The sequence below is a fragment of the Actinospica acidithermotolerans genome (genome assembly GCF_018139625.1).
Lineage (GTDB): Bacteria > Actinomycetota > Actinomycetes > Streptomycetales > Catenulisporaceae > Actinospica > Actinospica acidithermotolerans.
On sequence record NZ_JAGSOH010000004.1, the window covers coordinates 46,974 to 71,907 of the forward strand.

Below are 24,934 nucleotides of genomic sequence, written 5' to 3' on the forward strand. Positions count from 1 at the left end.
GCTCGACTTGTCAGGACGGAAACAGACAGCCACCCGAGTCAGGCCTCCGCCGCGTGCATACTGCCGATCCCATAATCCGCCCGGAGCCCTTTCCCTCATGACGAGCAGCACCGAGACCCCCCGAACCCCGCAGGTCGCCATCAACGACATCGGTTCGGCGGAGGACTTCCTCGCCGCTATCGACGAGACCATCAAGTACTTCAACGACGGCGACATCGTCGACGGCACCATCGTCAAGGTGGACCGCGACGAGGTCCTGCTCGACATCGGCTACAAGACCGAAGGCGTCATCCCCTCCCGCGAGCTGTCGATCAAGCACGACGTCGACCCGCACGAGGTTGTCTCGGTCGGCGACCACGTCGAGGCTCTCGTCCTCCAGAAGGAGGACAAGGAGGGCCGGCTGATCCTGTCCAAGAAGCGCGCCCAGTACGAGCGCGCCTGGGGCACGATCGAGAAGATCAAGGACGAGGACGGCATCGTCACCGGTACCGTCATCGAGGTCGTCAAGGGCGGCCTCATCATCGACATCGGCCTGCGCGGCTTCCTGCCCGCCTCGCTGGTGGAGATGCGCCGCGTCCGCGACCTGCAGCCGTATGTGGGCAAGGAGCTCGAGGCCAAGATCATCGAGCTGGACAAGAACCGCAACAACGTGGTCCTGTCCCGCCGCGCCTGGCTCGAGCAGACCCAGTCCGAGGTCCGCCAGACGTTCCTCACCACCCTGCTCAAGGGCCAGGTCCGGTCCGGTGTGGTCTCCTCGATCGTCAACTTCGGCGCGTTCGTCGACCTGGGCGGCGTGGACGGCCTCGTGCACGTCTCCGAGCTGTCCTGGAAGCACATCGACCACCCCTCCGAGGTCGTCGAGGTCGGCCAGGAGGTCACGGTCGAGGTCCTGGACGTCGACATGGACCGCGAGCGCGTCTCCCTGTCGCTCAAGGCGACCCAGGAAGACCCGTGGCAGCAGTTCGCCCGCACGCACCAGATCGGCCAGGTCGTGCCCGGCCGGGTCACCAAGCTGGTGCCGTTCGGCGCGTTCGTCCGGGTGGACGAGGGCATCGAGGGCCTGGTGCACATCTCCGAGCTGGCCGAGCGCCACGTGGAGATCCCGGAGCAGGTCGTCCAGGTCTCGGACGAGATCTTCGTCAAGGTCATCGACATCGACCTCGAGCGCCGGCGCATCTCGCTCTCGCTCAAGCAGGCGAACGAGGGCCTGACCGGCGACTCCTCGGTCGACCAGTTCGACCCGACGCTGTACGGCATGGCCGCGTCCTACGACGCCGAGGGCAACTACGTCTACCCCGAGGGCTTCGACCCGGAGACCGGCGAGTGGCTCGAGGGCTTCGACACCCAGCGCGAGGCCTGGGAGGCGCAGTACGCCGAGGCCCAGGCGCGCTTCGAGCAGCACCAGAAGCAGATCGCCGAAGCCCGCAAGGCCGACGCGGAGGCCGCGGCCAACGGCGGCGCCGCCGCCGCCGAGGGCGGACCGGCTCCGTCGAGCTACTCGTCGAACCAGTCCAGCGAGGCCACCGGCACGCTGGCCTCGGACGACCAGCTCGCCGCGCTGCGCGAGAAGCTGGCCGGCGGCCAGAGCTGAGTGCGCGGAGCGCTGCGCGAACTGTGAAGCCGAACGGCGGCCAGAGCTGAGCGCGGAGCGCTGCGCGAACTGTGAAGCCGAACGGCGGCCAGAGCTGAGTGCGCGGAGCGCTGCGCGAACCGTGAAGCCGAACGGCGGCCAGAGCCGAGGCTCGCACCGCTGAACTGAATCAGCACAGCCGCTAGGCTGACGTGGCAGGGGACCCGATCGGGTCCCCTGCTTCGTTTCATCCGGGCTCGGAAGGGAACTGCGGACGGATGCGTACGCTTCACGTGGGACTGACCGGCGGGATCGGAGCGGGCAAGAGCACCGTGGCCCGCCTGCTCGCCGGGCACGGCGCGATCGTGCTGGACGCGGACCTCGCCGCGCGGGCCGTGGTCGAGCCGGGCACCGAGGGGCTGGCCGAGGTGGTCGGCGCCTTCGGCCCGCGGGTGCTGCGGGAGGACGGCTCGCTGGACCGGGCCGCGCTGGCCTCGGTGGTCTTCAGCGACGAGGAGCGGCGCAAGCGGCTCAACGCGATCGTGCATCCCAGGGTCCGCGCGTGGATGGCCGAGCGCGCCGCCGCCGCGCCCGAGGGCAGCGTCGTGGTCCAGGACATCCCCCTGCTGGTCGAGGGCGGCCTCACGCCGCTGTTCGACGTCGTCGTGGTGGTGGACGCCGACGACGACATCCGCGTCGGCCGGCTGATCCGGGACCGCGCGATGACCGAGCCGGAGGCACGGGCCAGGATCGCGGCGCAGGCGCCGCGCGAGCAGCGCAACGCCGCGGCCGACCGGCTGATCGACAACAGCGGAGGCACAGAAGAACTGAACGAAGCCGTTGCCGATCTGTGGCATGAGCTAGAAGGCAAAAGCAAGCAATCCTGATAAAGTTCCCAAGCCGTTATCGAATCGGGCTGGGCGCGGTATCTAACCGTTGCCGTACTGCGGTCACTTGTGAGGGAGAACGCCGTGTCGTCGTTCCCGGCGCAACAGGAGCAGAATGAGGCGGCCGAACCCGGCGTCACCGGCATCGACGAAGGGACGCTCGCCGGCGCACGCGACCGGTCCGCCCGGCGCGCGCTGGTCGCCGGGCTGATCCAGGAGGCCCGCCCCAAGCAGTGGATCAAGAACGTCCTGGTCCTCGCGGCTCCGCTGGCGTCCGGCACGATCACCCACGCCGGCACCCTCCGCCCGGTCGCGATCGCGTTCATCGCCTTCTGCTTCGCGGCCTCGGCGGTCTACTACGCGAACGACGCGCTCGACGTCGCGGCGGACCGGGCGCACCCGACGAAGTGCCGCCGGCCGATCGCGGCCGGGATCGTCCCGATCAGGCTGGCGTGGGTCGGCGTGGTCGTGCTCTCCGTCGTGGCACTCGCCGTCGCCTCGATCGACAACGGCGCGACGGTCGCCGTGATCACGGTCTACCTCGCCATGCACCTGGCCTACAGCCTCTGGTTCAAGCACGTGCTCGTGCTCGACCTCGCGCTTGTGGCCAGCGGTTTCCTGCTGCGCGCGATGGTCGGCGGCGTGGCGGCGGGCATCCCGCTGTCGCAGTGGTTCCTGCTCACCACCGGCTTCGCCTCGCTGTTCATGGTGTCCGGCAAGCGGTACTCGGAGCTGCTGCTGATGGGCGACGACGCGGCCGTCACCCGACGCTCGCTCGTCGGATACACGCCGTCCTACCTGCGGTTCATCTGGCAGACGATGGTCGGACTGACGATCCTGACCTACAGCCTGTGGGCCTTCGAGCTCGGCGCCACGGACCGCGGCGTGCGCTGGCACGAGCTGTCCATCGTGCCCTGGGCCTTCGTCTTTCTGCGCTACGCGATGTTCGTCGACGCGGGCCAGGCGGGTGAGCCGGAGGACGTGGTGCTCGGAGATAGGGTCATCATGGGCATCGGGCTGACCTGGTTGATCTTGTTCGCGCTGGGAGTTTTCGTCAATGGGCACTGAGAGTCTCGCCGGCCCGGAGTCAGCGGGGCGCACCTCGCCCCCGACTCGGGAACGGCTGTCGGGTTGGGGACGCACCTCGCCGTCCGTCGCCGAGGTGCTGCGGCCGCGCAGCCGCGAGGAGATCGCCGAGGCCGTAACCACGGCGGGTCCGCGCGGGATCGTCGCGCGCGGGCTCGGGCGCTCCTACGGCGACCCGGCGCAGAACGGCGGCGGCCGGGTGCTCGACCTGACCGGGATGAACCGGATCCTCGCCGTCGACCTCGACACCGGCCAGGTCGTCGTCGAACCCGGCGTCAGCCTGCACCAGCTGATGGAGGCGATGCTGCCCTTCGGCTACTTCGTCCCGGTCACCCCAGGGACTAGGCACGTCACCGTCGGCGGGGCGATCGCGTGCGACATCCACGGCAAGAGCCACCACGCCGACGGCTCCTTCGCGCAGCACGTCGTCTCGATGGACCTGCTGCTCGCCGACGGCGGCGTCCGGACCCTGACCCCCGAGTCCGAGCCCGAGCTGTTCTGGGCGACCGCCGGCGGCATGGGCCTGACCGGCGTCGTGCTGCGGGCCACGCTGCGGATGCTGCCCGTGGAGACCTCGCGGATCCTCGTCGAGACCAAGCGCGTCGCCGACCTCGACGAGGCGATGGCGCGGATGACGGAGACGGACGCCGACCACCGGTTCTCCGTCGCGTCGCTCGACAACCTCGCCACCGGGCCCTCGCTCGGCCGCGGCTGGGTGGAGAGCGGGAACTTCGCGACCGTCGCCGACCTGCCGGCCAAGCAGCGCGAGAACCCTCTCGCGTTCCACCCGAAGCCGGTCGCCTCGATGCCGGACCTGTTCCCGAGCGGTCTGCTCAACCGGCGCACGATCCGGCTGATGAACCTGGCCAACTTCCGCCGCGCGCCGCAGAACTCGCACACGCACATCGCCAGCATCGGCGGCTTCTTCCACCCGCTGGACGCGATCCACGACTGGAACCGCGTGTACGGGCCCGCCGGATTCCTGCAGTACCAGTTCGTCGTGCCCTTCGACGCCGCCTCCACGCTGCGCCGGATCGTCGAGCGGGTCGCCGTGCAGCGCGCGCCCTCGTTCGTCACCGTGCTCAAGCGGTTCGGGCCGGCCAGCCCCGGTTACCTGTCCTTCCCGACCGAGGGCTGGACCCTGACCTACGACTTCCCGACCGGCACCCCGGGGCTGCCCGGCCTGCTGCGCTGGATGGACGGCAAGGTGCTGGAAGCCGGCGGCCGCCTCTATCTGGCCAAGGACTCGCGGATGTCGGCCGCGGACCTCGAGGCGATGTACCCGCGGCTCGAGGCCTTCCGCAAGGTGCGCGCCGCGGCCGACCCGCAGGGCGTCTTCGTCTCCGACCAGTCCCGTCGACTCAGCCTCTAAGGATCGTGACATGAAGGACTCCCTCGGCTCGGTGCAGTCGCTGCTGGTGCTCGGCGGCTCCTCCGACATCGCCGTGGCCACCGCGCGCAAGCTGGCCCAAGACAAGACCAAGCGGATCATCCTGGCCGCGCGCCCCTCGGAGCGGCTGGACGCCGCCGTCACCCTGCTGCGCTCGCACGGCGCCGACGTGCGCACCGTGGACTTCGACGCGCTCGACTTCTCCTCGCACGAGAAGGTGCTCGCGCCGCTGTTCGAGGAGGGCGACATCGACGTCGTGCTGCTTGCCTTCGGCGTGCTCGGTGAGCAGGCGAGGGACGAGCGCGACCCCCTCTCCGCGGCGCAGGTCGTGCAGACGAACTACGTCGGCGCCGTCACCTCGTCGCTGGTCTGCGCGGAGGCGCTCAGGAAGCAGGGGCACGGCTCGCTCGTCGTGCTCTCCTCGGTCGCCGCGGAGCGGGCGCGCAAGGCGAACTTCATCTACGGCTCGAGCAAGGCCGGCCTCGACGCCTTCGCGCAGGGGCTCGGCGATTCGCTCGAGGGTACCGGCGTGCACGTGATGATCGTGCGGCCGAGCTTCGTCGAGACGAAGATGACGACGGGCCGGCCCAAGGCGCCGATGTCCACGACCGCCGAGGCCGTGGCCGACGGGATCGTCGAGGGGCTGCGCAGGAACGCGGAGATGATCTGGGTGCCGGCCCCGGTGCGCTTCGCGATGTCGGCCGTGCGCCACCTGCCTCGGCCGGTGTTCAGGAAGGTCGCGGAGAAGCAGGGCTGACCTGCGGGGACGAGATTTGTCGGCGGTCGCGTTTAGATTGGCATCATGACGCGACCGACGACGGACCTGGAACGCAGCGTGGCCCCCTTCGAGGTGGTCAGCGAATACAAGCCGTCCGGTGACCAGCCGGAGGCGATCGCGCAGCTCGAGCGGCGGGTTCGCGCCGGGGAGAAGGACGTCGTGCTGCTCGGTGCCACCGGTACCGGCAAGTCCGCGACGACCGCTTGGCTGATCGAGAAGCTGCAGCGTCCGACGCTGGTGCTCGCGCCGAACAAGACGCTGGCCGCGCAGCTGGCCAACGAGTTCCGCGAGCTGCTGCCGAACAACGCCGTCGAGTACTTCGTCTCGTACTACGACTACTACCAGCCCGAGGCGTACGTCGCGCAGACGGACACGTACATCGAGAAGGACTCCTCGATCAACGAGGAGGTCGAGCGGCTGCGCCACTCGGCGACCAGCTCGCTGCTGACCCGCCGGGACTGCATCGTCGTCGCGTCCGTCTCCTGCATCTACGGCCTGGGCACGCCGCAGGAGTACGTCGACCGGATGGTCAGGCTCCGCGTCGGCGAGGAGTTCGGGCTCGACCAGCTGCTGCGCAAGCTCGTCGCCGTGCAGTACGCGCGCAACGACGTCGCGTTCACCCGCGGCACCTTCCGCGTCCGCGGGGACACGGTCGACATCTTCCCGATGTACGAGGAGCACCCGGTCCGCGTCGAGATGTTCGGCGACGAGATCGAGCGGCTGATGACGCTGCACCCGGTCACCGGCGAGATCCTGACGGACGATCGGGAGATCTACGTCTTCCCGGCCACGCACTACGTCGCCGGCCCGGAGCGGATGGAGCGGGCCATCGCCGGCATCGAGGCGGAGCTCGCCGAGCGTCTCGAGGAGCTGGAGCGGCAGGGCAAGCTGCTGGAGGCCCAGCGGCTGCGCATGCGCACCACGTACGACGTCGAGATGATGCGCGAGGTCGGCTTCTGCTCGGGCATCGAGAACTACTCGCGCCATATCGACGGCCGCGAGGCTGGCAGCGCGCCCAACACCCTCCTGGACTATTTCCCCGAGGACTTCCTGCTGGTCATCGACGAGTCGCACCAGACGGTGCCGCAGATCGGCGCGATGTACGAGGGCGACACCTCGCGCAAGCGCAACCTCGTCGACTTCGGCTTCCGGCTGCCCTCGGCGCTGGACAACCGGCCGCTCAAGTGGGAGGAGTTCGTCGAGCGGATCGGCCAGACGGTCTACCTCTCGGCGACCCCGGGCCCGTACGAGCTCGCGCAGGCCGGCGGCGAGGTCGTCGAGCAGGTCATCCGCCCGACCGGGCTGGTCGACCCCGAGGTGATCGTCAAGCCGACGCAGGGTCAGATCGACGACCTGGTCCACGAGATCCGGCAGCGCGCCGAGAAGAACGAGCGCGTGCTGGTCACGACGCTGACCAAGAAGATGTCCGAGGATCTGACCGACTATCTGCTCGAACTCGGCGTCAAGGTGCGCTACCTGCACTCCGACATCGACACGCTGCGCCGCGTCGAGCTGCTGCGTGAGCTGCGCCTGGGCGTGTTCGACGTGCTGATCGGCATCAACCTGCTCCGCGAGGGCCTGGACCTGCCCGAGGTCTCCCTCGTCGCGATCCTGGACGCCGACAAGGAAGGGTTCCTGCGCAGCCCGACCTCGCTGATCCAGACGATCGGCCGCGCGGCGCGCAACGTCGGCGGCCAGGTGCACATGTACGCCGACAAGATCACCCCGGCGATGGCCAGGGCGATCGACGAGACCAACCGCCGCCGCGCGAAGCAGATCGCCTACAACACCGAGAACGGCATCGACCCGACGCCGCTGCGCAAGAAGATCGCCGACATCACCGACTCGCTGATCCGCGAGGACGAGGACACCCGCAACCTGCTCGGCCGCCCGCAGGGCAAGGGGCGTGCGCCGGTGCCGGGAGTCGGGGCGAAGGGCGTGACCAGCGTGGACTTCGTCGGCAAGCCCGCGGAGGAGCTCGAGGCGCTGATCGAGGACCTGTCCCAGCAGATGCACACCGCGGCCGCCGAGCTGCAGTTCGAGCTCGCCGCGCGCTTCCGCGACGAGATCTCCGAGCTCAAGAAGGAGCTGCGCGGAATGCGCGCGGCGGGCGTCTGATCCGCCTTCCCCGAGGGCGCGCAACTGAGGTTGTAGGATCCGGCGTCAGTTGAACGGAAGTCGGGTGCGGAACGGACGGGCGGTTACCGTGAGCGAGCTTGCGAGCGAACCAATGAGCACAGTGCACTTGCGAGCGCGCCTGACGAGCGCCAGCGAGGCAGGCGCGTGAGCAGTATGACCGGGCAACAGGTGACCGCGCGGGAGGCAGGCGCCCCGGGCGGCTTCGCCGCGGTCCGCGAGCGCGCGGTCCGCTCGGCCGGGCGCGCCTGGCCCGCGATGGCCGCCTACCTGCTCGTGCGGCTCGTCGGCACGCTGGTGTTCGGGCTGCTCTCCAGCGGCCACGGCTACGCGGCGCGCGGCGTGTTCGTGTTCGTCGACTCCGGCTGGTACGAGAAGATCGCCGAGCGCGGCTACGACACGAAGATCTCGCCCGCCCTCTCGCCCTTCGCCTTCGACCCGCTCTACCCGGGCCTGATGGCGCTCGGGCACGCGATCACCGGCGGCCTGCTCAGCGTGACCGCGGTCGGCCTGGCGATCACCTGGGTCGCGGCCGTCGCGTGCTCCTGGGCGCTGTTCGAGATCGGCCGCCTGGTGCGCGACGCCCGGACCGGCCTGATCTTCGCCGTGCTCTGGGCGCTGATGCCCTCGGCCGTGATCGAGGGCGCGCTCTACGCCGACACCCTCGCCATCTGCCTCACCGCGTGGGCGCTCTACGCGCTGCTGCGCCGCTCCTGGATCACCGCGGGAATCCTCGCCTGCCTCGCCGGAGCCACCCGGCCGACCGCCGACGCCGTCGTGCTGACGGTCTGCGTCGCGGCGGTCGTCGAGATCGTCCGCGCGCGCCGCGCGGGGCAGCCGTTCACCTGGCGCCCGCTGATCGGCGCCGTCATCGCGCCGATCGGAGCGATCGGCTTCCTGGCGTACGTCGCGTACCGCATGGGCAGCATCGGCGGCTACATGAAGGCGCAGAAGAAGTGGGGGACCGGCTTCGGCAACGCCGGCCAGGTCTTCCACCGGATCAAGCTCGGCATCGAGGGCACCGCGCACGGCTACGCCAACGGCCAGGCGCACGTCACGACGGCCGTCCTGCTGATCGTGCCGCTGCTGATCATCGTGATGCTCGTGCAGCGGCAGCGCTGGGAGCTGACGTTCTACACGATCGTGGTGGCCGCGATCGTCTACACGGCCATTCACGACTACACGGTCGTGCCGCGCGAGATGCTCGCCGCGTTCCCGATCCTGCTCGCCCCCGCCGGATGGCTCTCGAAGATCAAGCGCCAGTGGATCGTCTGGGCGCTGATCGCGGTGCTCGCCGTGGCCGCCGGCTGGTATGCGCACTTCATCACCGTCGACGGCGGCCCCGGCTTCCCCTAGCCCGCCTAGTACGGCAGTCGGACTTCGTGATCTGGCATTGGGCTGTGTGATGAGTGCGTAGCGGGCTGCGTCGTCTCGCCGTGTCGGCGCCGAGTTGGCGCCATAGGCGGTGCTCGTCTGATCGCTCGTCTGTGCGTCAGTTTGAGATGCGGGCTTCGATGCCGTCGAGGAGGAACTCGAGGCCGATCCGGAAGGTCTCATCGGCGCTCAGGTGGGGGCCGCTGCGTACTGCCATGGCCAGCGCGGGGAATCGCCCTGTTGCGAAGGTCCGTTCCAGATACGGCCCGTAGGCGGTCTGGAACTGCTTGATGTCCATCCCGCTGGCCCGTTCGGCGCGTCGCTCGGCGATCTCCCGGCGTACCGCGCCGACCACGTACGCTCTGACCGCGGCGACCGCTGGGACGACGGTGTCTAGGTCGACACTGCCCATGGCGGCGAGCACGGCGTTCCCGGTGGCCAGCGTGTTCGGTCCGAGCTGGGGGCGCCCACCGATCAGGTCGGCGAGCCATTCGTGCTGATGGGCGGCCTGTCGGGTGGCTTCGGCAAGGGAGCGCAGTACCTGGCGCCAGTCGTCTCCGGTCGGCTGGATCTCGGCGTAGACCGTATCGAGCATCAGGTCGAGCAGTTCCTCTTTGGTGGCAATGTAGCCGTACAGCCGCATCGGTCCGACGTCCAGCGCCGCAGCCACCTTGCGTAGCGACACCGCGTCCAGGCCGTCCGCGTCGGCCAGTTGGATCGCCGCCCGGACGAGCCGCGCCCGGTTCAGCGGGGCCGGCACCGGTCGATCCGGCGGCTCCGGCCGCTCCCACACCACCATGCCGCCGACCCTACCGCGGCCCGCGTCTTACAGCGGCTTCAACCGATACGGTGTATTGATCAATACAGTGAATCGGGAGGGAATCGTGGACATCGCCATCGTCGGAGCAGGCTTGGGGGGCCTGGCCCTTGCCCGCGTGCTGCACGTCAACGGCATTGACGCCGTCGTATACGAACGAGAAGCGTGGCGCGGTGCGCGCGGCCAGGGCGGCATGCTCGATATCCACTCCGGCCAGCGGGCGCTGCGCGCGGCCGGTCTGATCGACGAGTTCTACGCGATCGCCCGTGGTGAAGGCCAGGACATGCGTCTTCTCACCCCTGATGGCACCCTGCTGCTCCAGGAGGACACGCCCGACGACGCCCCGCTTCTGCGACCCGAGGTCGACCGCGCCGATCTGCGCAACCTGCTGCTCGATTCCCTCCCCGAAGACGTGGTGCGCTGGGGGCACGCGTTCGCATTCGCCGATAAAGGCCTGCTGCACTTCGCCGACAGCAGCAGTGCGGCCTATGACCTGCTGGTCGGCGCGGACGGCGCGTCCTCCCGGGTCCGCGCGCTGCTCACCGACGCCCGCCCGGTGCACATCGGCAAGAACGTCGTCGAGATCGGCATTCCCGATATCGACCGCACGCACCCCGACCTCGCGGCGATGGTCGGGCGCGGCACCTACTGGGTGCTCGGCGACGGAATATCCCTGGCGGCGCAGCGCAACGGCGACGGTCGCGTTCGCATCGGCGTGAGCTTCTACAACACCGCAGAGGATTGGTTCGCCACCAGCGGGATCCCGTTCGACGACCCCGCCGCCGCCCGGGCGCGGCTGATCGAACTTCTCCCCGGCTGGGACCCACGGATCACCGCGCTGATCGAGTCCTGCGACGACACGATCATGCCGCGGTCGAGCACCTCTCTCCCGATCGGCCTGACCTGGCCGTCGACGCCAGGCGCCACGCTGCTCGGCGATGCCGCGCACCTGATGCCGGCGGTGGGGCAGGGCGCCAACATGGCGCTGCTCGACGGCGCCGTGCTCGGTCTCGCACTGGCCGCGCACCCGCACGACTTTCCCGCCGCCGTCAAAGAATACGAACGCGAGATGTTCGAACGCACCGGCGCCGCCGCCCGGAAGTCCGCGGACATGCATGAACTGCTGAGCTCGCCGGACGCCGCCCAGAAGATGCTCGCATTCTTCCAACCCGGCTGACGATGACCAGACACGACCAGGAAACCGGTCGTCCAGCCCGGCCGCCCCGTGATCATCATGGTGCGATTCACGCTGAATGCGGGGCGGCCCACACCGCCAGCGCCGAGTTAAGCGGGTTCGAGGCGCACCTCGCGGAACTGTCCGGACTGATCGCGCCGTGCTTCTCCCGACGCGACCTGCGCTCGAACGCGAGCGCGTACATCCTTGGGCTGCTGTGCCCGGGCACGGCCGGCAACTGCTGGTCGCGCGCGCAGGCGGCCGGACACTCCCGACCCCACCGGCTCCAGCACCTGTTGTCCGGGGCGGTGTGGGACGAGGACGAGGTGCGCGATGCCGTGCGCAGCTTCGTCGCCTGCCACCTGGGCGAAGGCGGCGTGCTGATCTTCGACGAGACCGGCGATCTGAAGAAGGGCACGGCCACGGCAGGAGCCGGCCGACAGTACACCGGCACCGCGGGCAGGATCGAGAATGCGGTGGTCGCGGTCTACGCGACCTACGCCACGCCGCTCGGGCACGCCCTGATCGACCGGGAGCTGCACGTGCAAAAGGAGTGGTTCGCAGATCCCGAGCGGATGGCGAAGGCCGGGTTCGAGCCCGACCACGCGTTCGCCACCAAACCGCAACTCGCCAAGACGCAGGCCGAACGCGCCCTCGAAGCCGGGCTCGCCCCCGCCTGGGCCACCGGCGACGAGGTCTACGGACGCAGCAGCGAACTACGCGCACTGTTCGAGGCACGCGGCATCGGCTACGTCTTCGCCGTCGGATGCGACTTCCAGCTCACCACCTCCGGACACCGGAAGATGCGCGCCGACCAGGCCCTACACCTAGTCGAGCCGCACGGGTGGAACCGGCGCTCGGCAGGCGCCGGATCGAAAGGGCCGCGCCACTACGACTGGGCGCGGTTCGCAACCGCCTCCCACCGCCACCAGTTGCTGATCCGTCGCTCGATCAGCACCGGCGAGCTCGCCTACTACCTCGCGTTCGTGCCCGACCACTATGTCTGTTCCCTGACCGACCTGGTCAAGGCCGCCGGCGCGAGATGGGCGGTGGAAGACGACTTCCAAGACGCCAAGCAGGCCGTCGGCCTCGACGGCACCCAGGTGCGCGCCTACCGGGCGTGGAAACGCCACGTCACCCTCGTGATGGCCGCCTACGCGCTCCTGGCCGTCACCGCCGCAAAGGCCAGGGCCGCGCACCCGGCCCCCGTACTGCCGGAGAACGACGAGCAGCATGCACCGGAAGACTGCGGCATGATCGCGCTGACCGTTCCCGAGCTCCAGCGGCTACTGCCCGTCCTGCTACCCGAGCATAACCACGGGAGAACCGATAGAAGCGTCTGTCTTGCCTGGTCCACCTGGCGCCGACGCCACCAGGCCCGAGCCCGCTGGCACCACTACCGCCGACGCTACGCGCTGATTGCGTAACCCGATGTCAGATCACGAAGTCCGACTGCCGTGCTAGGCCGCTAGGCGGACGGGGTGATCTTCAGCACCGGGAACGGGATCTCCTTAAGGTGCCCGTTCTCCCAGCTCTCCGGCAGGCGCACGCTCAGCAAGTCGGCGCGCTGCTCGTACTCCAACGGGATCGGATCCCACTCGCCGCTGTGCCCGAGCAGTTCGATCCGCTCGATCCGGCGCTGGTAGAGCGTCAGGTCCGCGCCGAGCGAACGGATGTCCATCCGGCCGTTCTCCGGCGCGGCCAGCCCGATCACGTACAGGCACTCCTCCCGCGTCGTGAACCGGAAGTCGTGCGGACCGTACTGCTGCCGCTTGAACTCGGAGAAGCCGCCGTCGGCCGTCTTCGTCGGTCCCTCGCCGAACACGGCCCAGGGGCGCGACGCGTAGATCGCCTCGCCGTTCACGGCCAGCCAGGAGCCGAGCGTCCGCAGCAGCTCGGCCTCGTACTCGACGATCGAGCCGTCTGCCTTCGGGCCGACGTTCAGCAGAAGGCTGCCGTTCTTGGACACGACGTCGATCAGTGTGCCCGCGACCTCCTGCGCGGTCTTGTACTCCTGGCCCTCGACGTGGCACCAGGCGTTGCGTGCGATCGACGTGCATGCTTGCCACGGCTCCGGCCGCAGCACCGCGCTGGAGCCGCGCTCGATGTCCGCGACGGCCGTCCCGGCCGGGAACGCGCCGTCCTTGTACGAGATCACCGAGCCGAGCCCGGCGGCCTCCAGCCGGTTGTAGTAGTGCGCGGCGAGGCGCGGCAGGTAGGGCCGGTACGCCGGCCGGTGGATCCACCAGTCGAAGTAGAGCATCTGCGGCTGGTACGCGTCGATCAGCTCGATCGTGTGTGCGGCCCACTCATCGAGGAACTGCTTGCTCGGCGGCATCTCCTGCGGTTGCGCCGGGCCGTAGAGCGAGGCGTACCTCCCCGAACGCACGTCCGAGTCGAAGGTCATGCCGCCGTTGAGGAACCACCACAGCTCGGCGCGGTGCCAGGAGACGCCGAAGACCATCGACCGGTCCCGTACCGCGCGCGAGAGCTCGCCGACGACGTCCCGCTTCGGGCCCATCCGGGCCGCGTTCCACGGGTTGAGCTCGCTGCGGTACATCGCGAAGCCGTCGTGGTGCTCGGCGACGGGGACGACGTACTGCGCCCCGGCCGAGCGGAACAGCGTCGCCCACGCGTCCGGGTCGAAGTTCTCCCCGGTCAGCATCGGGATGAAGTCCTTGAAGCCGAACTCCGACTGCGGGCCGTAGGTCTTCCGGTGGTGCTCGTACTCCGGCTTGCCGGCGCGGTACATGTTGCGCGCGTACCACTCGTTGCCGAACGCGGGCACGCTGTACGGACCCCAGTGCACGAAGATGCCGAGCTTGGCGTCGCGGAACCAGTCAGGAACCCGGTACCCGGCCAGCGATTCCCAGGTCGGCAGGAACGGCCCCCCGGGGACTTCGGGTCCGGGGGCGGTCATGAAAGCTCCACGCGCGCCACGGCCGCCGCGTCCTCGCTCGACCGGGCGAACTCGAACACGTATTCACCCGGGGGCAGGAAGCGCTCGGACCTCTCCGGGGACCACTGCGCGAACCGCTCCCGCGGCACGTCGAACGCGATGCGGCGGCTCTCGCCGGGCTCCAGGCGGATCCGGTCGAATCCGACCAGCGCCCGCCGTGCCTCACCGCCCTCGCGGCGGACGTAGAGCTGCACGACTTCGTGCCCGGCGGTACCCGAGGTGTTGGCCACGGAGACCTCAGCGGATAATGTGAGCGATCCCGGCAAAATCTCCCGAACAGCCACGGCCGGGGTGCTGTAGTCGAAAGTCGCGTAGGTAAGACCATGCCCGAAGGGATACACGTGTGCCCGCCGCGAGTAGCGGTAGGTCCACCCGGATCCGATCACGTCGTAGTCCTCGCGTCCGGGCAGTTCCGCGTCACCGGAGTACCAGGTCTGCGGGAGCCGGCCGGACGGATTGTGCCGTCCGCTGAGCACCTGCGCGATCGCCGTGCCGAGCTCCTGGCCCGCGTGCGAGCTCCACACGATGGCCGGGACGTTCTCCGCGGCCCAGTCGATGGCGTACGGGTAGCTCGAGACCACGACCAGCACGGTGCCGGGGTTCGCCGCGACGACCGCGTGCAGCAGGCGCTCCTGCCCGGGCGGCAGCGCGAGGCTGTCCCGGTCGACCGTCTCCCGGCCGTTGATGTGCGGGTCGTTGCCGAGCACGAGCACGACGCGGTCCGCGGCGGCGGCGAGCTCGGCCGCCTCGCGCAGGCCCGAGGCCACGGTCTCCAGACGGAAGCGGGTGGCCTGCTCGGGAGTCTCGGCGTCCGCGACGAGGCGGCCGGTGGCGCGCTCGACCCGCGCGTACTTCCGGCTATGCGGGGCGTTCGAGCGCAGCAGCAGCTCCCCGTGCGCGAGGTCGGCGGCGGCGTTGCCGGAGACGGTCTCGAACTCCCAGAGTTCCTTGACGAACCATCCGTCCGGCGTCGCGGCCGCGGCCTCGATCTCGGTGTCGCCCTCGCCGGTCAGTGTCAGATACCTGCCGTTGTCGACCGACTGCAGCGTGTGCACGGGGATCGGGCATTGGACGCTCGTTCCCCAGTCCTGGTGCCGGAACGGGCCGAACTCGCCGATCCCGCCGGCGTCCCGCAGCACGACGAGGTCGGCGCCGTCCGCGACGTCGACGGCGGCCGAGGGGAATTCGGCGCGCAGGCCGTCGGCGACGGACACCTCGTAGGGGAGGGTCCCGCTGTACCAGTCGGTCATCACGCGCGAGCCGAGGTGGCCGATCACGGCGACCCGGCCAGGCTCGGCCAGCGGCAGCGCGCCGCCCTCGTTCTTGAGCAGCACGACGGAGGCGAGTGCGGCTTCGCGGGAGAGCTCGCGGTGCTGCGCGCAGTCGATCACGTCGGCGCGGATGCCCGCGTACGGGTCGTCCTCGGGCGCGAACTCGCCGCTGCGGGCGCGCATCAGCAGCACCCGGCGCACGGCGGCGTCCACGTCAGCCTCGGTGATCAGGCCGCGATCGAGCGCCTCGGTGAACCGCTCGATCGTCGGCTGCGAGTCGGCGCTGTTGTCGGTGTAGCTGTCGACGCCGGCCTTCAGCGCGGCCGCGTGCGACTCGGCGTGCGTGGCGAAGAACTTCTCGCGATCGACGAGGTTCGACGGGGCCTGCGCGTCCGAGCAGATCGCGAGCTCCGGGTCCCACGCGTGCAGTACGTCGTTGATCAGCGGGTGCACGTGGTTCGGCACGCCGTTGGTGAGGTTGTAGCCCGGCATCACGCCCGCGGCCACGCCCGCCTCGATCGGTCCGCGGAAGGCCTCGAGCTCGTACTCGCGCAGCACCCGCTCCGGCACCTGGATGTCCACCAGGTCGCGGTCGGTCTCGGTGTTGTAGGCGAGGAAGTGCTTGAGCACCGGCGTCGTGCGCCACACCGTCGGGTGCTCGCCGCGCAGGCCGGTGCAGTACGCGGTGGCCAGCTCGGACGTCGCGTACGCGTCCTCGCTGTAGCCCTCTTCGTTGCGCCCCCAGCGCGGGTCGCGCAGCGGGTTGACCACCGGCGCCCAGACGTTCAGGGAGACCATCGGGAACTTCTCCGTCTGGGCGCTGAGCTGGAAGGCGTTCGCGGTGTCCTGCTTGAACGCCCGCACCTCGGTGGAGACGGCCGCGCCGACCCGGCGCAGCAGGTCCCGGTCCCAGGTCGCGCCGAGGCCGACCGCCTGCGGGTACACCGTCGCCTTGCCGATCCACGCGACGCCGTGCAGCGCCTCGCAGCCGGTGTGGAATTTCGCGAGGCCGAGGCGGTCGACGGCGGGCTGGTGCTGGTGAAGAAACGCGATCTTCTCCGCGACGGTCAGCTCGGCCAGCAGCGCTGCGGCCTGGTCTTCGGGTGCAGGGGTCACGGGGCAACACTCTCACTCGAGGGATTGATCGAAGCGCTTCGAAAGTCGCAGCGAAACCGGGTTCATGTCAACCCCAGGCATGGCAAAGGACTGCGGGCGTGCGGCCAAGTCTTAGCGATTGTGCAGATCAACTGGGGTGGACGGCGGATGCCCCTGGACCATGGCGGACGCGGTGGCCGCGACCGGAAGGCAGGCTGCTCGTAACCGAACCGTAATCGAAGCCCCTTGCCTGGCTCGAACCGCTGTCCTAACCTCAAGCCATCATTGAAGCGCTTCGACGACTCCATCTCGCGCGGGTCGTGAAGAGCGACCCCACAATCCTGGAGAGTTCAATGCCGAGCTCCACCGCTTTCACCCGCCGCGGGTTCGTGACCGCGACGGCGGGTGTCGCCGGCGCGATAGCCGCCACGCCACTGCTGTCGGCCTGTGGCAGTTCCGCCGCCAACAAGGGCGGCGTCACCACGTCCAAGGGCCTCGCCTCGATCCTGCCCGACTACGTGCCGCTGACGAACGGGCCGACGCCGGACATCCCGATCGTGACCGGCAAGGCCGGCGCCACCTCCGACCCCGGCTTCCTGAGCTACCCGACGAACCTGGTCAAGACCGTCAGCGGGACCCCGGGCTCCGGCGGCTCGTACTCCGCGATCATTCCGCTGTGGGGCACCATTCCGAAGGCGGGCAACGCCTACTACACGGCCCTGAACAAGGCGCTCGGCACGAACCTCACGGTGAACCCGGCCAACGGCAACAACTACGGCACCACGCTGCCGACCCTCGTCGCGGGCAACAAGCTGCCCGACTGGATCAACATCCCGTCCTGGAACAACGGCCAGGCCAACACCGGCGAGCTGACCACCGAGCGCTTCGCCGACCTGACGCCGTACCTGTCCGGCTCGAACATCCGCAAGTACCCGAACCTCGCGGCGATCCCGACCGGCGGCTGGCAGTCCGCCGCGTGGGAGGACAAGATCTTCGGCTTCCCGTGCTGGACCTCGGGCAACTCCTTCACCGGCGTGCTCTACTACCGCGGCGACGTCTTCTCCAGCAAGGGCATCAACCCCGGCGAGGTGAAGAACTCGGACGACCTCTACGCGCTCGGCGCCGAGCTGACCTCGAAGTCCGCGGGCGTGTACGCGTTCGACGGCCTGTGGTACTCGATCCAGCAGATGTTCAACGCCCCGCCGAACGGCCCCGGCGCGTTCGTGATCAAGGGCGGCAAGGTCATCTCGGCCTACGACACCGACGAGTTCGCCGCCGCGCTGGCCTTCGCCTACAAGATCGCCAAGTCCGGCTACATGCACCCGAGCGCGGTCGCCGGCGACACGAACGACGGCAAGCAGCGCTTCTGGTCCGGCAAGTCGCTCATCGAGGCCGACGGCACCGGAGCGTGGGACCTGGCCGACGACACCTCGGGCAAGGGCGCGAACCCCTCGTACGTGCGCAGCGCGTTCCCGATCTTCGCCGCGGACGGCTCCACGCCGACGATCCCGCTCGGCGCCTCCAGCGGCATGACGAGCTACCTGAACAAGAACCTCTCCAAGACCCAGATCGAGGAGATCCTGGAGGTCGCGAACTACCTCGCGGCGCCGTTCGGCTCCTACGAGTACACCATGATCAACTACGGCATCGAGGGCGTGGACTACACCATGACCTCGTCCGGCCCGTCGTACACCAAGCAGGGTGACAACGAGTCGAACCAGGCGATCTACCAGCAGCTGGTCACCCCGCAGTCCGCGGTCACCAACTTCGGCGCGTCGGACGTGACGAAGGGCCTGTGCGCCTGGACCGGCAACGCGGTCAAGTACGCGTACAAGCCGACCTTCTGGGACATGAACATCACCGCCCCCTCCCAGTACCAGACGGCCTACAGCATGGCCGAGGTCGTGGACATCGTGAACCAGGTGACCTACGGCTCGAAGACCGTCGCCGACTTCCAGACCGCGCTGGCGAACTGGAAGAAGTCGAACGGCCAGAAGATGCTCGACTGGTACACCGCGAACGTCTACGACAAGTACGGCGACGGTTCCTGACATCTGATCCGCCTCGCGCCCGCCCGCCGCGGGCGCGGGGCTCCGACTGCGGCTAGGCGAGAACGAGGAGTATCAGATGTCGGCGATATCCGTGCGGAGCGGCACGGCGACGACCGAGACCGGGCCCGGCGGCGCGCCGGCCCCGGCCAAGCGGAAGAAGGCGCGCACCAGGCTGCCCTTCCGTGTGCGACTGCGCCGCGACTGGCCCCTGCTGCTGATGGCGGTCCCCGCCGTGCTGCTGGTCATCGCGTTCAACTACCTGCCGATGTTCGGCACGGTCACCGCCTTCGAGTACTACGACTACATCCTCGGCTTCTGGCAGAGCACGTGGGTGGGGCTGCAGAACTTCTCCGACCTGTTCGCCGACCCGAACTTCTGGCACGCGTTCGAGAACACGATCGTGCTCAGCGTGATCCAGCTGGTGCTCTTCTTCCCGGTCCCGATCGCGCTGGCGCTGCTGCTGAACTCGGTGCTCAGCAGCAAGATCCGCTCGTTCGTCCAGGCGATCGTCTACCTGCCCCACTTCTTCTCCTGGGTGCTGGTGATCGTGCTGTTCCAGCAGATGCTCGGCGGCGCGGGACTGCTCAACCACCTGCTGCTCACGCACGGGATGAACGCCTGGAACATCATGACCGACCCGGGCGCCTTCAAGTACCTGGTCACCGCCCAGTCGGTCTGGAAGGAGGCGGGCTGGGGGATCATCGTCTTCCTGGCCGCGATCGCCGCGATCGATCCCGCCCTCTACGAGGCGGCCGCGGCGGACGGCGCCAACCGCTGGCGGCGCACCTGGCACATCACCCTGCCCGGCATGCGCGGCGTCATCGTGCTGCTGCTCGTGCTGCGGCTCGGCAACGCGCTCAACGTCGGCTTCGAGCAGTTCCTGATCCAGCGCAACGCGGTCGGGTCCGGCGCCTCCGAAGTGCTCGACACGTACTCCTACTACTACGGCGTCGCGGCCAACAACTTCGGCCTCGGCGCGGCAGCGGGTCTGTTCAAGGGCGTCGTCTCGCTCCTGCTGCTCTACGGCGCGAACAAGGTCGCGCACTTCTTCGGCGAGGACGGCCTGTACAGGGGAACCAGATGAGCACCGCACTCTCGTTCAAAGCCAAGCCGCACAAGGCTCCCAAGCGCCCCGTCTGGGAGGAGAAGCCGACCGTCGTCGGCCAGGCGGCCAAGGGCGCGACGCTCACCGTCGTCGTGCTGCTCGTGGTCATCCCGGTCTACGCCGTCGTGCTGACCAGCCTCTCGCCGCAGAGCTCGGTCAACATCGCGGGCGGCATCGTGCTCGTCCCGCACGGCCTGACGCTCAACGCGTACCGCGAGATGCTGGACGGCGGCGTGATCACCCGCGCCATGCTGATCAGCCTCGCCATCACCGTCGTCGGCACGGCCGTCTCGATGGTCGTCTCGGTGCTGTGCGCCTACGGCCTGTCCCGGCCGCGCTCGCTCGGCCACCGCTGGATCCTGATGGCGCTGATCGCCACGATGTTCTTCAGCGGCGGCATCATCCCCAGCTTCATCGTCGTCGCCGACCTGTTCAACGGCTACGACCAGTACTGGGCGCTGATCCTGCCTGGCGCGGTCTCCGCGTTCAACATCCTGATCATCCGCTCGTTCTACATGAGCACGGCGAGCGAGCTGATCGAGGCCGCCAAGCTGGACGGAGCCAGCGAGTTCCGCATCCTGTGGTCGGTGGTGCTGCCCACCTCCAAGGCGGTCAACGCGGTCATGGCCTTGTTCTACGCGGTCGGCTACTGGAGCGCGTTCTTCAACGTGATGCTCTACATGCCGGCCGACAGCTCCAAGTGGACCCTCCAGTACGTCCTGTACACGTACGTCTCGCAGGGGGCGACGATGCCGGGCCAGAACTCGGCCACGGCGTTCGCCGGAAAGGACCAGCCCGCCCCGCTCTCGCTGCAGATGTGCGTGGTCGTGCTGACGCTGATTCCGATTCTCGTCATCTACCCCTTCGTGCAGAAGCACTTCACCAAGGGCATGCTCACCGGCGCTATCAAGGGCTGAGAGGAATCGACCAGATGCGCACCTCGAAGAAGAGGCTTGTGCAAGCCTGCGCGCTCGCAGGAGTGCTCGCCGTCCCGCTGTTCGCGGCGCCCGCCGCGACGGCGGAGGCCGGCGGCGGGTACGTGTGGAAGAACGTGACCATCGGCGCGGGCGGCTTCGTCACCGGCGTCGTCTACAACCCGACGCAGCCCGGCCTGGCCTACCTGCGCACGGACATCGGCGGCCTGTACCGCTGGAACGCGTCGGGCCAGACCTGGATCCCGCTGCTCGACTCGACGACGTTCGCGAACTGGAACGAGCTCGGCGTCGACTCGGTCGCCACCGACCCGATCCGCCCGAACCGGGTGTGGGCCGCCGTCGGCCAGTACGCGTACAGCTGGAACGACGGGCAGCCGGCGGCGATCCTCAGCTCGGACGACTACGGCAAGACCTGGCAGACGTACCGGGTGCCGTTCGAGATCGGCTCGAACGACCAGGGCCGGGACTCCGGCGAGCGGCTGGTCGTCGACCCGAACGACGACGACGTCATCTACTACGGCACCGAGAACGACGGTCTGTGGAAGTCCACGGACGGCGGCCGCAGCTGGGCCAAGGACAGCGCGTTCCCGGACGCCGGCTCGAACTCGGCCGCCGGCCTGCAGTTCGTGACCTTCGACCAGACGGAGAAGCACCGCGGCACCCCGACACAGCACATCGTGGTCGGCGACGCGGACACGTCCTCGCTGTACGAGACCACGGACGGCGGCACGACCTGGAGCAAGGTCACGGGCGGTCCCGGCACGATCCCGATCAAGGCCCAGTTCTCCTCCGACGGCTCGATGTACGTGGTCTACGACCAGTACACCGGCCCGTACTGGATGGGCACCGGCAAGCTCTACAAGTTCGCCACCGACGGCACCGCCACCGACATCACGCCCGAGGGCAGCTCGAACTGGTGGGGCTACGACGGCCTCGCGCTCGACCCGAACAACGCGAACACGCTTTACGTGTCAACCAACGACCGATGGAGCCCGGTGGACACGATCTACCGCTCCACGGACGGCGGTGAGACCTGGGCCGACGTGTCCGCCTCGACGAAGCTCGACATCTCCTACGAGCCGTACCTCTCCTGGGGCGCCACGCCCAAGTTCGGCTGGTGGATCGGCACGATCGCTGTCGACCCGTTCGACTCGAACCACGTCGTCTACGGCACCGGCGCGACACTGTTCGGCACCTACGACATGGGCGCGATCTCCAGCGGCGGCACGGTCGACTTCTCGGCCACCGCGTCGAAGGGCATCGAGGAGACGGCCATCGAGGCGCTGCTCGTGCCCAACGGTCCGAGCGACTGCAAGTTGATCAGCGCGATGCACGACCTTGGCGGCTTCTGCCACACGTCGCTGACGCAATCGCCGACCGACACCTTCGACACGAACTACAGCACCGCGTCTGGTATCGGCCAGGACGCGAACGGCGGTCTGATCGCATTCGTCGGCGAGAGTGGTTCGAGCAAGCCAGCCGGTCAGTACTCGACCGACGGCGGCACGACGTGGACTCAGTTCCCGACCACGCCGAGCTCGATGAGCTGGGGCCAAGGCCAGGTGGCGGTCGCGGCCGACGGCAGCAGCATCGTCTGGAACCCGGCGGACGGCTCGACCCCGGTGTACACGACCGACAAGGGCACGACGTGGACGGACGTCAGCGGTCTGCCCACCGGAGTCGCCCCGGTCGCGGACTCGGCCAACCCGAGCGACTTCTACGCGATCGACTCGTCGACCGGCGTCTTCTACCGCAGCATCGACGGCGGGAAGACCTTCGCCTCGGCGGCGACCGGCCTCACTGCCGCGAGCAACGACCAGCTGCTCTCCGCCCCAGGCCACGCCGGCGAGCTGTACTTCGCCGCGCAGACCGGCGGTCTCATGCACTCGACCGACGGCGGCACGACGTGGACGCAGGTGAACGGCTCGCGGGTGACCGCCGCGTACACGATCGGCTCCGGCGCCGCGGCTCCGGGCTCGCACGTGAAGACGCTGTACATGGTCGGCACGGTCGACGGCGTCACCGGCTTCTACATGTCCACCGACTCCGGTGCGCACTGGACGAAGATCAACAGCAGTCAGCAGAACTACGGCTGGATCCCGACGATCGTCGGCGACCCCAACCACTTCGGCCGCGTCTACCTCGGCACCAACGGCCGCGGCATACAGACCATCGACGTCACGTCGAACCAGAACGACCAGGGCTGGTAGATCACCGATGCCTTCTTTGCACCAAGCCACGCGCGGCCGACTGCTGTTCGGCGGTGACTACAACCCCGAGCAGTGGCCGCGCGAGGTGTGGACCGAGGACGTGCGGCTGATGCGCGAGGCGAACGTCAACCTCGCGACGGTCGGAGTCTTCTCCTGGGCGCTGCTCGAGCCGCGCCCGGGGGAGTACGACTTCGGCTGGCTCGACGAGGTCCTCGATCTCCTGCACGACAACGGGATCGGCGTGGCCCTGGCCACGCCGACCGCCAGTGCGCCGCCGTGGATGCACCACCGCTGGCCGGAGACCTCTCCGCAGGACAAGGACCGCACCGTCCGCACCTACGGTTCGCGCAACGCGTACTGCCCGTCGTCGCCGGTCTACCGCCGGTTCGCCGACGCGATCAGCGCGCAGCTCGCCGACCGGTACGCGCACCATCCCGCACTGCGCATGTGGCACATCGGGAACGAGTTCGGGACCGTCTGCTACTGCGACAGCTGCGCCGGCGCCTTCCGTCAGTGGCTTCAGGCAAAGTACACGGACCTCGACGGCCTCAACGAGGCCTGGGGCACGAGTTTCTGGAGCCAGCACTACAGCGAGTGGGACGAGGTCATCCCGCCGCGCAAGGTGCAGTACATCATCAACCCGGTCCAGGAGATCGACTACCAGCGGTTCGCCTCGGACCTGCTGCTCGACGGCTTCAAGGCCGAACGCGACATCGTCGTCGAGCGCAATCCCGAGATCCCGGTCGTCACCAACTTCATGGGCTTCTTCAAGGGGACCGACGCCTGGCGGTGGGCGCGGGAAGAGGACTTCGCGTCGCTCGACTCGTACCCCGACCCGAACGACCCGCTCGGCGCCTGCGCGGGAGCCTTCGCGCAGGACCTGACCCGCTCGCTCGGCCGCGAGACCCGCGGCGGCGGCTGGATCATGATGGAGCAGAGCGCCGGCGCGGTCGGCTTCCGGCCCGTCGCGACGCCGAAGGCGCCCGGACTGTTCCGGCTCTGGTCGATGCAGGCCGTGGCCCGCGGCGCCGACGGCGTCCTGCAGTTCCAGTGGCGCGCCTCCAAGCAGGGAGCCGAGCGCACGCACGGCGCGATGATCCCGCACGCCGGCCCGGACTCACGGGTCTTCCGCGAGGTCTGCGAACTCGGCAAGGAGCTCGAAAGCCTGGGCGATGTGCTCGGCGCCGAGGTCGAGGCCGATGTCGCGATCGTCATGGACTGGGACGCCTGGCGCGCGCTCGAGCTCGAACACCAGCCGCTCGAGGGCTTCTCCTACGCGGACCGGCTCTACGAGTACTACCGGCCGCTCTGGCAGGCGAACATCACGTGCGACTTCGTGCGCGCGGAAGGCGACCTGAGCCGCTACCGGCTCGTCCTCGCGCCGAACCTCTACCAGATCACCGACGCCGCCGGCCGGAATCTGGAGCGATACGTCGAGGCGGGCGGGACGCTCGTGGTCGGGCCCTTCAGCGGAGTGACGGACCCCGACGAGCGCGTCCGCCTCGGCGGTTACCCGGGCTCGCTGCGCGAGCTGCTGGGTATCCGCATCGAGGAGTACTGGCCCCTCGCGGACGACGTCGAACTGCGCGTCACGTCCGCGCGGTTCGGCGCCCTCCGGGCACACCGATGGGCCGAATGGTTCGATCTCGACGCCACCGGCGCCGAGATCGTCGCGAGAATCGAGGGCGGTCCGCTCCAGGGCCAGCCCGCGGTCCTGGCGAACCGGTACGGTTCGGGCATCGCGTGGTACGTCGCGACGCTGCCCGAGCAGGCCGCGCTCGACCGGCTGCTGCTGGCCGTCGCGTCCGACGCGGGCGCCGAGCCCGTGCTGCCCGACCTGCCCGAGGGAGTCGAGGCGGTGCGCCGCGGCGACCAGGTGTTCGTGCTCGACCACCGCACGCGTGAAGTGGAAGTCCGCCATGGGTAGTCTCACTGCACGGTGTGCGGAGCGCACAGAATGACTGTGTCGAAGCGCTTCGACGATGGGCCTAGACAGTCGTCACGTGCGCGGACTAACCTTCCCCTGCAAGACGTATCGCGGGGGCTGCAACTGGGTGCGAGGCTCTGTCGAAGCGCTTCACCTGCGGCCCCCCGAC

17 protein-coding genes are annotated in these 24,934 nt (G+C 69.0%); 14 read left to right on the top strand and 3 right to left on the bottom strand.

Annotation, left to right across the window (positions count from 1 at the left end; translation table 11 throughout):
• The first annotated feature begins 97 nt into the window (after positions 1 to 97).
• The 7 genes from rpsA to KDK95_RS02685 all read left to right on the top strand — a co-directional run bounded on the left by rpsA (position 98) and on the right by KDK95_RS02685 (position 9,203).
• The gene (rpsA, locus tag KDK95_RS02655) at positions 98 to 1,591 is read left to right on the top strand and encodes a 30S ribosomal protein S1 (RefSeq protein WP_212516351.1); all 1,494 of its coding nucleotides are present in this window, start codon (positions 98 to 100) and stop codon (positions 1,589 to 1,591) included.
• A gap of 257 nt (positions 1,592 to 1,848) precedes the next feature.
• Positions 1,849 to 2,457: a dephospho-CoA kinase gene (coaE, locus tag KDK95_RS02660; RefSeq protein WP_212516352.1), complete on the top strand. Its 609-nt coding sequence runs from the start codon at positions 1,849 to 1,851 to the stop codon at positions 2,455 to 2,457.
• Between the two features lie 84 nt (positions 2,458 to 2,541).
• Complete coding sequence (locus KDK95_RS02665; protein WP_212516353.1) at positions 2,542 to 3,525, top strand: decaprenyl-phosphate phosphoribosyltransferase; 984 nt, start codon at positions 2,542 to 2,544, stop codon at positions 3,523 to 3,525.
• A complete protein-coding gene (gene dprE1, locus KDK95_RS02670; RefSeq protein ID WP_212516354.1) occupies positions 3,515 to 4,915 on the top strand; it encodes a decaprenylphosphoryl-beta-D-ribose oxidase in 1,401 nt (466 codons plus the stop codon). The genes KDK95_RS02665 and dprE1 overlap by 11 nt, the downstream gene beginning before the upstream one ends.
• 10 nt (positions 4,916 to 4,925) lie before the next feature.
• Positions 4,926 to 5,690 (top strand): decaprenylphospho-beta-D-erythro-pentofuranosid-2-ulose 2-reductase, encoded by a 765-nt coding sequence (gene dprE2, locus KDK95_RS02675; protein ID WP_212516355.1) that lies wholly within the window; start codon positions 4,926 to 4,928, stop codon positions 5,688 to 5,690.
• 45 nt (positions 5,691 to 5,735) lie between these two features.
• Positions 5,736 to 7,829 carry an excinuclease ABC subunit UvrB gene (gene uvrB / locus KDK95_RS02680; protein ID WP_212516356.1) on the top strand — a complete coding sequence of 698 codons (2,094 nt, stop codon included), beginning with the start codon at positions 5,736 to 5,738 and terminating at the stop codon, positions 7,827 to 7,829.
• 165 nt (positions 7,830 to 7,994) lie between these two features.
• Positions 7,995 to 9,203, top strand: coding sequence for a glycosyltransferase family protein (locus KDK95_RS02685; RefSeq protein WP_212516357.1), 1,209 nt, complete (start codon positions 7,995 to 7,997; stop codon positions 9,201 to 9,203).
• A 136-nt stretch (positions 9,204 to 9,339) separates the two neighbouring features.
• Here KDK95_RS02685 and KDK95_RS02690 read toward each other — a convergent pair whose 3' ends face one another.
• The gene (locus tag KDK95_RS02690) at positions 9,340 to 10,020 is read right to left on the bottom strand and encodes a TetR/AcrR family transcriptional regulator (RefSeq protein WP_212516358.1); all 681 of its coding nucleotides are present in this window, start codon (positions 10,018 to 10,020) and stop codon (positions 9,340 to 9,342) included.
• 85 nt (positions 10,021 to 10,105) lie between these two features.
• Between KDK95_RS02690 and KDK95_RS02695 the strand changes: the two genes are divergently transcribed.
• Together KDK95_RS02695 and KDK95_RS02700 are read left to right on the top strand one after the other, a co-directional pair.
• Positions 10,106 to 11,215 carry an FAD-dependent oxidoreductase gene (locus KDK95_RS02695; RefSeq protein WP_212516359.1) on the top strand — a complete coding sequence of 370 codons (1,110 nt, stop codon included), beginning with the start codon at positions 10,106 to 10,108 and terminating at the stop codon, positions 11,213 to 11,215.
• A 2-nt stretch (positions 11,216 to 11,217) separates the two neighbouring features.
• Complete coding sequence (locus KDK95_RS02700) at positions 11,218 to 12,639, top strand: IS701 family transposase (protein WP_212516360.1); 1,422 nt, start codon at positions 11,218 to 11,220, stop codon at positions 12,637 to 12,639.
• 41 nt (positions 12,640 to 12,680) lie between these two features.
• Here the strand turns inward: KDK95_RS02700 and KDK95_RS02705 are convergent, their stop codons facing one another.
• Both KDK95_RS02705 and KDK95_RS02710 read right to left on the bottom strand, forming a co-directional pair.
• Entirely contained in the window at positions 12,681 to 14,132 is a 1,452-nt protein-coding gene (locus KDK95_RS02705; RefSeq protein WP_212516361.1) for an alpha-L-fucosidase, read from the bottom strand.
• Entirely contained in the window at positions 14,129 to 16,558 is a 2,430-nt protein-coding gene (locus KDK95_RS02710; protein ID WP_212516362.1) for a beta-glucosidase family protein, read from the bottom strand. The genes KDK95_RS02705 and KDK95_RS02710 overlap by 4 nt, the downstream gene beginning before the upstream one ends.
• Before the next feature lie 332 nt (positions 16,559 to 16,890).
• Here KDK95_RS02710 and KDK95_RS02715 point away from each other — a divergent pair, with 332 nt between their 5' ends.
• The 5 genes from KDK95_RS02715 to KDK95_RS02735 all read left to right on the top strand — a co-directional run bounded on the left by KDK95_RS02715 (position 16,891) and on the right by KDK95_RS02735 (position 24,765).
• Entirely contained in the window at positions 16,891 to 18,588 is a 1,698-nt protein-coding gene (locus KDK95_RS02715) for a type 2 periplasmic-binding domain-containing protein (RefSeq protein ID WP_212516363.1), read from the top strand.
• A 76-nt stretch (positions 18,589 to 18,664) separates the two neighbouring features.
• A complete protein-coding gene (locus KDK95_RS02720; RefSeq protein ID WP_212516364.1) occupies positions 18,665 to 19,672 on the top strand; it encodes an ABC transporter permease in 1,008 nt (335 codons plus the stop codon).
• Positions 19,669 to 20,610, top strand: a complete 942-nt coding sequence (locus tag KDK95_RS02725) for a carbohydrate ABC transporter permease (protein ID WP_212516365.1) — start codon at positions 19,669 to 19,671, stop codon at positions 20,608 to 20,610. Before KDK95_RS02720 ends, KDK95_RS02725 begins: the two co-directional genes overlap by 4 nt.
• A 14-nt stretch (positions 20,611 to 20,624) precedes the next feature.
• Positions 20,625 to 22,838: a WD40/YVTN/BNR-like repeat-containing protein gene (locus KDK95_RS02730; RefSeq protein ID WP_212516366.1), complete on the top strand. Its 2,214-nt coding sequence runs from the start codon at positions 20,625 to 20,627 to the stop codon at positions 22,836 to 22,838.
• Between the two features lie 7 nt (positions 22,839 to 22,845).
• Positions 22,846 to 24,765, top strand: coding sequence for a beta-galactosidase (locus tag KDK95_RS02735; protein WP_212516367.1), 1,920 nt, complete (start codon positions 22,846 to 22,848; stop codon positions 24,763 to 24,765).
• Positions 24,766 to 24,934 lie beyond the last annotated feature (169 nt).